Source organism: Hoeflea sp. (assembly GCF_984452065.1).
Window position 1 is genome coordinate 26,776 of sequence record NZ_CFHWAF010000034.1, and the last position, 9,118, is coordinate 35,893.

Consider the following 9,118-nt stretch of genomic DNA (forward strand, 5'->3'; position numbering starts at 1 on the left):
AAAAAGGCGTAGCGTTGCGTTTCCATGTAGGTCAGTCTGCGCAGAGGATGGTCAAAACCGTGAGCGAACACGATACAACAGCCGAGCCGAGCCGCCGTGATTTTCTCTATCTGACAACCGGTATGGCCGGCGTCGTCGGTGTCGGTGCCTTGGCCTGGCCCTTTATCGACCAGATGCGGCCGAACGCCACGACACTGGCCCTGTCGACGATTGAGGTCGATGTCTCGTCGCTCGAGGAAGGCATGTCGATCACCGTCAAATGGCGTGGAAAGCCGGTTTTCATCCGTAACCGGACACAGAAGGAAATCGAAGAGGCAAACGCGGTGCCGCTGGAGGATCTGAAGGATCAGGCTGCGCGCAACGCCAATCTTCCGCCTGATACGCCGGCGCTCGATGTCGACCGTTCCGCGGGCGAGGAACGGGAGAACTGGATCGTGATGATCGGATCATGCACCCATCTGGGTTGCGTCCCGCTCGGTCAGGCCGGGGATTACGGCGGCTGGTTCTGCCCCTGCCACGGCTCGCACTACGATACGGCCGGTCGCATCCGCAGCGGCCCGGCGCCGGAGAACTTGTGGATTCCGCCGTTCGAATTCATCACCGACACAAGAATCAAGATCGGGTAACAGGGGACGTTACGATGAGTGGTGGTCATTCTTCATATGAGCCAACAAGCGGTCTCGGCAAGTGGGTCGATTCGCGCCTGCCGCTTCCAAGGTTGGTGTACGATTCCTTTGTTGCCTACCCGACGCCGCGCAATCTGAACTACGCCTATACATTCGGCGCGATTTTGTCGGTGATGCTGGTGTCGCAGATCCTGACGGGCATTGTGCTGGCGATGCACTACACGGCGTCGACCGCCGGCGCGTTCAGCTCGGTCGAGAACATCATGCGTGACGTCAATTCCGGCTGGCTTTTGCGTTACATGCACCAGAACGGCGCGTCCTTCTTCTTCATCGCCGTTTACCTCCACATGTTCCGCGGCATGTATTACGGCTCCTACAAGGCGCCGCGCGAGATCCTGTGGATCCTCGGCGTCATCATCTACCTCCTGATGATGGCCACCGGCTTCATGGGCTATGTGCTCCCATGGGGGCAGATGTCTTTCTGGGGAGCAACGGTGATCACCGGTTTCTTCAGTGCGTTCCCGCTGGTCGGCGAGCCGATCCAGCAATGGCTGCTGGGTGGTTTCGCGGTCGACAATCCGACGCTGAACCGCTTCTTCTCACTGCACTATCTCCTGCCGTTCATGATCGCCGGTGTGGTCATCCTGCACGTATGGGCGCTGCACGTGACCGGGCAGACCAATCCGACGGGCGTTGAGGTGAAGTCGAAGACCGATACGGTTCCGTTCACGCCCTATGCAACCATCAAGGATGCGTTCGCCACCGTCGTCTTCCTGCTGGTGTTTGCCTATTTCGTTTTCTACATGCCCAACTATCTCGGGCATCCGGACAACTATATCGAGGCCAACCCGCTGGTGACGCCCGCGCATATCGTGCCGGAATGGTACTACCTGCCGTTCTACGCCATCCTGCGCGCCATCACCTTCAATGTCGGGCCGATCGATTCGAAGCTCGGCGGCGTCCTCGCCATGTTCGCTTCGATCATGATCCTGTTCCTGCTTCCCTGGCTCGATACATCCAAGGTCCGCTCGGCGGTCTACCGTCCGTGGTACAAGCTGTTCTTCTGGCTGTTCGTCGCCAACACCATCTTCCTGGGGTGGCTGGGCTCGAAACCGGCGGAAGGCGCCTATGTCATCATGGCTCAGATCGGCACGGCCTATTATTTCCTCTTCTTCTTCCCGATCCTGCCCATTCTGGGATTGGTGGAGAAACCGAGACAGGTGCCAAACTCGATCACCGAATCGGTGCTCGCCAAACAAGGCAGCGGCAAACCCGAGGCGGCGACAGCCGCACCGGAAAACCGCGCATAACCCGGCGTCAGAAAGGACAAGAAAGATGAAAACACTCGTCTCTACGCTTCTGTCGCTGGTTCTGGCATCCAGCATCGGGACGGCCGCCATGGCGGCCGGCGACGCCAAGACGCCGCGCGAGCAGAAATGGTCGTTCTCGGGGCCGTTCGGCACCTATGACAAAGGCCAGTTGCAACGCGGGCTGAAGGTCTATGTCGAACTCTGCGCGGCGTGCCATTCGCTTGACCGTATCGCATTTCGCAACTTTACCGAACTCGGTTACAGCGAAGATCAGATCAAGACCCTGGCCGCCAACTATGACGTGACCGACGGTCCGAACGAGGAAGGGGAGATGTTCGACAGGCCGGCAATCCTGTCCGACTATTTCCCCAACCCGTTTCCCAATGCGGAGGCGGCCGCCTTTGCCAATAACGGCGCCGCGCCTCCGGACCTTTCGCTGATGGCCAAGGCACGCGCGACAACCCGAGGGTTCCCGCAATTCGTGTTCGATATCTTCACCATGTACAATGAGGGCGGACCGGACTACCTCTATTCGCTTCTGACCGGCTATCAGGATCCGCCGAGCGACGTCGAGATCACCGAAGGGACCTACTACAATCCGTATTTCCTCAGCGGTATCTCGCTTTCCATGGCGCCGCCGCTCTCCGACGGGATCGTCACCTATGACGACGGCGCGCCGGAGACGGTCGATCAGTACGCCAAGGACGTTACGGCCTTCATGATGTGGGCCGCCGAGCCGAAGCTTGAGGAACGTAAATCGCTGGGCTTCAAGGTGATGATCTTCATCCTCATCTTCAGCTGCCTGCTTTATCTCAGCAAGAAGTCCGTGTGGTCCCGCGTGGAGCATTGACCTGCCAGCAATTACGGATAAAGAATGTCTCAAGGCGGCTGTGAGCCGCCTTTTGCATGCCCGGCCCAACCGGACGGGGGCACAGGCGGGGACGAAGCCATGGATCAATCGCTGAAACAAACCTTGCTGGCGTCGATCAGAACCATCCCGGACTATCCGAAGCCCGGCATCCAGTTTCGCGACATCACGACGCTGCTCGGAAATCCGCAGGCGTTTCGACGCTCGGTGGACGAACTGGTGCATCCCTATGCCGGTACGAAGATCGATCAGATCGCCGGTATCGAGGCGCGCGGATTTATTCTCGGCGGCGCGATCGCCCACCAGCTGTCTTCCGGGTTCGTGCCGATCCGCAAGAAGGGGAAACTGCCCTATGAGACGATCCGCGTCGCCTACAATCTCGAATATGGTGTCGATGAGATGGAGATGCACAAGGACGCCGTCTCGGCGGGCCAGAAGGTCATCCTCGTCGACGATCTGATCGCGACGGGCGGAACTGCCGAAGGAGCGGTCAAGCTGCTGCGGCAGATGGGTGCTGAAATCCTCGCGGCCTGTTTTGTCATCGACCTGCCGGATCTTGGCGGGCGAAAGAAACTGGAAGATCTCGGGATCACGGTCCGCACGCTGGTGGCGTTCGAAGGCGCGTAGAGCAAATCCGGGTTAAATTCTCACCAGCACGGCGCTGTCGAAGCTGATGACCTTTTCGCCGTTCTGATTGAAGCCTTCCGAATGGGATTCGACAATGCCCCATTCGGGCTTTCGTTCGCGTCGCCTTGCCGAAAGCCAGGTGTTGAAAAACTGAATCGTATCACCGGCATAGACCGGTTTGTGCCACCTCAGATTCCGGAAGCCCGGAGAGGGACCGATTTCCGGCGGTGATTTTCCGTTTGCCTTGAGTTCATCATGCCAACGGTCTCTGAATTCTACATTTTTCTTCATCCACACCGCTGTCGTGTGCCAACCGGAGGCGCACAGCCCGCCGAACATGGAACCGGCGGCTGCCTCGGCGTCTATGTGGAAGGGCTGGGGGTCGAACTTGCGCGCGAATGCGATGATTTCCTCCGCCGCGAACCTATGCGTGCCGAGGTCGTTGCGGCGGCCGATGTCGAAGGCGTCGAGACCGCTCATGCGCCGGCCTCCCGGTTGCGTGTTGCAAAGAAGCCGGAGTTCTCGGAGGTGCAGACCACCTTGCCGTCCTGATTGACGATTTCGTGGCGGAACTGAACGGCACCGATCCCCGGCCTCGACTGCAAGGGACGTGCGGAGACGACGGTGGATGTGCCGCTCAACGTATCGCCGGCGCGGACCGGCCTTATCCATTTGCAATTGTCGACGCCCGGCGCGCCCTGCGATGTGGAGTTGGCGATATAGCCATCGATGAACATGCGCATGACGATCGCGCATGTGTGCCATCCGGATGCCGAGAGGCCACCAAGAATGCTTGCCTTGCCCGCCTCTTCGTCGAGATGCATGGGCTGCGGATCGAATTGGCTGGCGAAGGCGACGATTTCCTCGGCGCTGACGGGATATGGCCCGAGGGGAAATTGCCGGCCCGGCTCGAAATCCTCGAAGGCGAGTCTGTCCGTTTGGATTGTCAGATTGTTCATGGTTGATCTTATGCCGCGAAGCGCGTGTGCGATCAATGGGGTGCCGGGCCGGTTTTCCAAAGTTGCGCGATCAGGCCGAAATAGAGCAGCGGGCCGAGATAGGCGGCGATCGCGAGCAGCAACAGCGCAGACTGCAACAGCGCCTTGCGGCTTGCAAAGGCCTCGTCAGGTGTTGAACTTGAACAGCATCACGTCGCCGTCCTGGACCACATATTCCTTGCCTTCGTCGCGCGCCTTTCCGGCATCGCGGGCCGCGACCTCGCCGCCGAGCGAGGCGTAGTCGTCATAGGCGATGGTCTGGGCGCGGATGAAGCCACGCTCGAAATCGGTGTGAATGACGCCTGCCGCCCGCGGCGCCTTGGCTCCGCGTTTTACGGTCCAGGCGCGCGCTTCCTTGGGACCGGCGGTAAAATAGGTGATCAGGTCGAGGAGCGTGTATCCGGCGCGGATAAGCTTGTCGAGACCGGGTTCATCGAGCCCCAGTTCAGACAGGAACTCGGCGGCTTCTTCGGTATCCAGCTGGGCGATCTGCGCCTCGATTTCCGCCGAGATGACCACGAATTGCGCATTCTGCTGTGCGGCCATTGCCGCGACGGCCTTTGTCTTTTCGTTGCCGGTCGCCGCGTCCGCCTCGTCGACATTGCAGACATAAAGCACCGGTTTGGATGTCAGAAGATTGAGCGTATTGAGGAGCCGAAGGTCCTCGGCGGCAATTCCGTCGAGCAACAGGCGAACGGGCTTGCCGTTCTTAAGAAGGTCGAGTGCCTTTTCCATCATCGGAAGGATCAGGATGGCTTCCTTTTCCTTTCCGGTGGCGCGTTTGCGGGTCTGTTCGGCGCGCCGCTCAAGGCTTTCCAGATCCGCAAGCATCAATTCGGTTTCGATGGTCTCGGCGTCGGCCACCGGGTCGATGCGGCCTTCGACATGGGTGATGTCGTCATCGTCGAAGCAGCGCAGCACATGGACGATGGCGTCCACCTCGCGGATATTGGCCAGAAACTGGTTGCCGAGGCCCTCGCCCTTCGATGCGCCGCGCACGAGGCCGGCGATGTCGACAAAGGAAATGCGTGTCGGAACGATCTCCTTGGATTGAGCGATCTTTGCGATCGTCTGCAGTCTGCCGTCGGGCACGGCAACCTCTCCGGTGTTCGGCTCAATCGTGCAGAAGGGGTAATTGGCAGCCTGTGCCGCGGCCGTCTTGGTCAACGCGTTGAACAGGGTCGACTTGCCGACATTGGGCAGTCCTACGATGCCGCACTTGAAGCCCATTTTCTATTCCTTGTTTCCGAAGAGCTTTTTCAACATGTCCGCCATGGGACCCTTGGCGGGGGGAGATGCCGTTTTCGATGGCCGCGCCGCGCGGATATGCGATGCGTCCTTGCGTGTCTTTTTCGTGTCGGTGGTCTTCTGGTGCGCTCCGTTTCCGGTGGCGACGGCAATCTTGTTCAGGAAACCCGCATCATTGCCCGATACAAGCATGTCGACATTGTCCGCGACCGCCTCAAGAAGAGCGTTCACCCAGTCGCCGTCGCTCTTGGCGAAATCGCCGAGCACATGTCCCGTCACCCGTTCCTTGACGCCGGGATGGCCGATGCCGAGCCGCAGCCTGCGATAGTCCTTGCCGCAGTGGGCGTCGATGGATTTGATGCCGTTGTGACCGCCGGCCCCGCCGCCCGTCTTGATCCGCACCTTGCCGGGCTGAAGATCGAGTTCGTCATAGATCACGATGAGGTCCGACGCAGAGAGCTTGTAAAAGCGCATGGCTTCTCCGACGCTCTCGCCGGAAAGGTTCATGAATGTCTGCGGTTTGACAATGAGGACCTTTTCGCCGGCAATCGTGCCTTCCGAAATCTCGCCCTTGAATTTTTTCGACCATCCCGGAAAGGAATGGCGGCGGGCAATCGCGTCCGCCGCCATGAAGCCGATATTGTGGCGCTGTTTCGCGTAGCGGGGGCCGGGATTGCCGAGGCCTGCGATAAGCAACATCGCACCGGTCTCCGTGTCGCAAGGAGATGGCGGCGATTATTCCTCGCCGCCGCCCTCTTCGGTTGCCTCTTCGCCCTCGGTTGCCTCTTCGCCTGCTTCCGCTTCGGCTCCCTCTTCGCCTTCCTGCTCTTCCTCTTCGCTCTTCAGGCCGGCGGGTGCGGCGATCGTCGCGATCGTGAAGTCACGGTCGGTAATCGTCGGTGTCACGTCTTCAGGCAGGGTGATGTCGGAGATATGGATGCCGTCACCCAGATCAAGGCCGGTCAGGTCGGCGATGAAATTCTCCGGAATGCTGTCTGCCGGGCAGGTCACCTCGACCGCGTGGCGCACGACGTTGAGAACGCCGCCGCGCTTGATGCCGGGCGATTCCTCGTCATTGATGAACTGGACCGGCACCTCGACGGTCACGACCGTGTCCTTGGAGACGCGCAGGAAGTCCACATGCATGGTGAAATCGCGCACCGGATCGAGCTGATAATCCTTCGGCAGAACGCGGACCTTCTTGCCGCCCACATCGATCGTCGCGATTGTCGTCAGAAATCCACCACTGTGGATCTTCATCGTCACGTCCTTATAGGGCAGCGCGATGGAAACCGGGGGTTCCTTGCCGCCGTAAATCACGGCGGGAATTTTTCCGTTGCGGCGAAGTTCGCGGGCGGACCCCTTACCAACCCGTTCGCGCGCCTCGGCTACAAGCTCATAGCTGTTGCTCATGGCTCTTCCTTTCGAGGTTCGACTTTGGAGTGTTCTACGGGCTGCTGCGCCCGAAAAAACATCGAGCGGCCAACGGCCGCCCATCCGCGTTGCCTCCAAGGGTGTCTACGCGGACGCGCGCTATATAGCGAAGGTCCGCGCGCTGCGCAAGCGCATTGAGCGGCGGGCCCGCGAATAGAAACGGCCGGGCGCTTGGGAAGAGCCCGGCCGAGGAGTAGCTGAAGGTGTCAGAGCCTATTGGGACTGAAGTTCCTCAGGCGTTTTGTCCGCGATATTCGTCCATTTTTCATTGGCGGCGGTAATCAGATTGGCGCGGTCGGCTTCCCAGCGCTCCTGGATGCCCGGGGCAAGATTGAGATAGAGCCGGTTGTCGACGATGCGCCACAGATGCGGGTCGCCGTCGAACTTGAAGCCCATCGCCGTTCCGAAGGCGCAATAGCCGCCATAGGCCGGTGCATAGGCTTCGGGGTTGGCCACGAACCGGGCCTTGTTCTCTTCGTTCTCGAAGCGGTAGGTAGCGCCGTTGTACTCGGCGGTGATCTGGAAATCGCCCCGGGTGGGTTCGCCCCTGGTGAAATAGGCGACCGGATCATAGCCGCGAAGGGCAAGGCCGGTGGTTGTCGCATTCACATCGACATCGGCTGCCAGAGCGGATGTCAGCAGGGCAATGGACAGGGCAGCGCCTGCAAGGGTGGTCTTCAAAACATTGAGCATAATCGTCTCCTCGATTCGCGTGTCAATTTGGATGCGGTGGGTCAGGGCGGCCCACCGCTTTCACCGGAGCGCTGGCGCCTGACGCCCGGCATGGCTATGGTTGTACAATTAGGAACCAATTGGTACAAAACAAATGAATGTGAGCGAAACTTGATTGAAAAATCAGACTGGGCTCTTATGACAAACAGGATCAGCCTCGTTCTGCGCAAACGGATCCGGGATAGCGAAGGAATGGCCAGACCACGCGAATTCGATATGGACACCGCCGTCGACGGTGCGATGCAGATATTCTGGCGTCTCGGCTATTCGGCCACCAATCTGCCGGATCTCCTGCATGCGATGGGCCTGTCGCGCGGTTCGTTCTACAAGGCATTCGGTGACAAACATTCCGCCTACCTCGCCGCGCTCGACCATTATGACCGGACCTGCATGGGATCCGCCGTTGCTCTTTTGAGCGACCGGTCCAAGGGAGATGGTGCGGAGCGCATCCTCAAGCTTTTCGAACAGACCGGTTGCGGCGAGGACGCCGCGCCGCGCGGATGTTTTGTCTGCAACGCGATGGTCGAACTCGGACCGCATGACGAATCCGTCGCCAAACGCACGGCGGCGATGTCGAACCGCCTGCAAACGGCGATATTCGATGCGCTGGGTGATATGCCGGGCCGGCGGATGGACGATTTTGCCTCGCGGCACCGCAAGGCGGCCATCATCGCGCGGCTTTATCTCGGAGCTCAGGCGATGAGCAAGACGGGCAATGCCGATGCCGACTGGAAGAACCTTCTTGGCGAGTTGCTGGACCGTCCCGCCTAAGGAACGTCAGTCGAACAGGCTGGACACGGATTCCTCGGCGGCCGTTCGGGTGACGGCTTCGCCGATGAGGTTCGCGGTCGTAATGACGCGGATATTGTGTGCGTTCTGAACCGCGGTTGTCGGCTGGATGGAATCGGTGATCACCAGTTCCGTCAGCTTCGACGCCGTGACGCGCGCAACGGCACCGCCGGAGAGGACGCCGTGCGTGATATAGGCGGTCACGCTGGTCGCGCCGTTTTCAAGCAGTGCCTCGGCGGCGTTGCACAGCGTGCCGCCGGAATCGACGATATCGTCGATCAGAATGCAGTCGCGGCCGGAGACATCGCCGATCACGTTCATGACCTCCGATTCACCCGGCCGGTCGCGCCGTTTGTCGACGATGGCAAGCAGGGAATCGAGCCGTTTGGCGAGCGAGCGCGCGCGCACCACGCCGCCCGTGTCGGGCGAGACCACCATGACGTTGGAGACGTCGTAGTTTTCCTTGATGTCGCGCGCCAGGATCGG

The 9,118-nt window shown here is 60.1% G+C and carries 12 protein-coding genes; 5 read left to right on the forward strand and 7 right to left on the reverse strand.

What is annotated here, in order from left to right:
• The first annotated feature begins 59 nt into the window (after positions 1–59).
• From petA to AC5E6N_RS08860, 4 genes are all read left to right on the forward strand, one after another.
• Positions 60–626, forward strand: coding sequence for a ubiquinol-cytochrome c reductase iron-sulfur subunit (gene petA / locus AC5E6N_RS08845; protein ID WP_491688874.1), 567 nt, complete (start codon positions 60–62; stop codon positions 624–626).
• Positions 627–640: 14 nt separating this feature from the next.
• Positions 641–1,936, forward strand: coding sequence for a cytochrome b (locus AC5E6N_RS08850; protein ID WP_491747482.1), 1,296 nt, complete (start codon positions 641–643; stop codon positions 1,934–1,936).
• Positions 1,937–1,961: 25 nt separating this feature from the next.
• Positions 1,962–2,786, forward strand: a complete 825-nt coding sequence (locus tag AC5E6N_RS08855; protein WP_491747483.1) for a cytochrome c1 — start codon at positions 1,962–1,964, stop codon at positions 2,784–2,786.
• A 99-nt stretch (positions 2,787–2,885) separates the two neighbouring features.
• Positions 2,886–3,431: an adenine phosphoribosyltransferase gene (locus AC5E6N_RS08860; RefSeq protein WP_491747484.1), complete on the forward strand. Its 546-nt coding sequence runs from the start codon at positions 2,886–2,888 to the stop codon at positions 3,429–3,431.
• A gap of 12 nt (positions 3,432–3,443) precedes the next feature.
• Here the strand turns inward: AC5E6N_RS08860 and AC5E6N_RS08865 are convergent, their stop codons facing one another.
• From AC5E6N_RS08865 to AC5E6N_RS08890, 6 genes are all read right to left on the reverse strand, one after another.
• Positions 3,444–3,911, reverse strand: a complete 468-nt coding sequence (locus AC5E6N_RS08865; RefSeq protein WP_491747485.1) for a MaoC family dehydratase — start codon at positions 3,909–3,911, stop codon at positions 3,444–3,446.
• The gene (locus AC5E6N_RS08870) at positions 3,908–4,375 is read right to left on the reverse strand and encodes a MaoC family dehydratase (RefSeq protein ID WP_491747494.1); all 468 of its coding nucleotides are present in this window, start codon (positions 4,373–4,375) and stop codon (positions 3,908–3,910) included. Before AC5E6N_RS08870 ends, AC5E6N_RS08865 begins: the two co-directional genes overlap by 4 nt.
• Positions 4,376–4,555: 180 nt before the next feature.
• Positions 4,556–5,659, reverse strand: a complete 1,104-nt coding sequence (gene ychF, locus AC5E6N_RS08875; protein ID WP_491747486.1) for a redox-regulated ATPase YchF — start codon at positions 5,657–5,659, stop codon at positions 4,556–4,558.
• A gap of 3 nt (positions 5,660–5,662) precedes the next feature.
• The gene (gene pth, locus AC5E6N_RS08880; protein ID WP_491747487.1) at positions 5,663–6,376 is read right to left on the reverse strand and encodes an aminoacyl-tRNA hydrolase; all 714 of its coding nucleotides are present in this window, start codon (positions 6,374–6,376) and stop codon (positions 5,663–5,665) included.
• A gap of 36 nt (positions 6,377–6,412) precedes the next feature.
• The gene (locus AC5E6N_RS08885; RefSeq protein WP_491747488.1) at positions 6,413–7,090 is read right to left on the reverse strand and encodes a 50S ribosomal protein L25/general stress protein Ctc; all 678 of its coding nucleotides are present in this window, start codon (positions 7,088–7,090) and stop codon (positions 6,413–6,415) included.
• 234 nt (positions 7,091–7,324) lie between these two features.
• A complete protein-coding gene (locus AC5E6N_RS08890; RefSeq protein WP_491747489.1) occupies positions 7,325–7,804 on the reverse strand; it encodes a YHS domain-containing (seleno)protein in 480 nt (159 codons plus the stop codon).
• Positions 7,805–8,035: 231 nt separating this feature from the next.
• On the opposite strand from AC5E6N_RS08890, the gene AC5E6N_RS08895 reads away from it, so the two are divergent.
• The gene (locus AC5E6N_RS08895) at positions 8,036–8,614 is read left to right on the forward strand and encodes a TetR/AcrR family transcriptional regulator (RefSeq protein WP_491747490.1); all 579 of its coding nucleotides are present in this window, start codon (positions 8,036–8,038) and stop codon (positions 8,612–8,614) included.
• A 6-nt stretch (positions 8,615–8,620) separates the two neighbouring features.
• On the opposite strand, the gene prs is transcribed toward AC5E6N_RS08895, so the two are convergent.
• Positions 8,621–9,118 (reverse strand): ribose-phosphate diphosphokinase (gene prs / locus AC5E6N_RS08900; protein ID WP_491747491.1); only part of this gene is annotated, 498 nt, incomplete at its 5' end.

Bases quoted from the DNA above. Each gene is read 5' to 3' on its own strand.
- AC5E6N_RS08850 (WP_491747482.1), top strand. From the start codon at position 641: ATGAGTGGTGGTCATTCTTCATATGAGCCAACAAGCGGTCTCGGCAAG.
- AC5E6N_RS08855 (WP_491747483.1), top strand. From the start codon at position 1,962: ATGAAAACACTCGTCTCTACGCTTCTGTCGCTGGTTCTGGCATCCAGC.
- AC5E6N_RS08860 (WP_491747484.1), top strand. From the start codon at position 2,886: ATGGATCAATCGCTGAAACAAACCTTGCTGGCGTCGATCAGAACCATC.
- AC5E6N_RS08865 (WP_491747485.1), bottom strand. From the start codon at position 3,911: ATGAGCGGTCTCGACGCCTTCGACATCGGCCGCCGCAACGACCTCGGC.
- ychF (WP_491747486.1), bottom strand. From the start codon at position 5,659: ATGGGCTTCAAGTGCGGCATCGTAGGACTGCCCAATGTCGGCAAGTCG.
- pth (WP_491747487.1), bottom strand. From the start codon at position 6,376: ATGTTGCTTATCGCAGGCCTCGGCAATCCCGGCCCCCGCTACGCGAAA.
- AC5E6N_RS08885 (WP_491747488.1), bottom strand. From the start codon at position 7,090: ATGAGCAACAGCTATGAGCTTGTAGCCGAGGCGCGCGAACGGGTTGGT.
- AC5E6N_RS08890 (WP_491747489.1), bottom strand. From the start codon at position 7,804: ATGCTCAATGTTTTGAAGACCACCCTTGCAGGCGCTGCCCTGTCCATT.
- AC5E6N_RS08895 (WP_491747490.1), top strand. From the start codon at position 8,036: ATGGCCAGACCACGCGAATTCGATATGGACACCGCCGTCGACGGTGCG.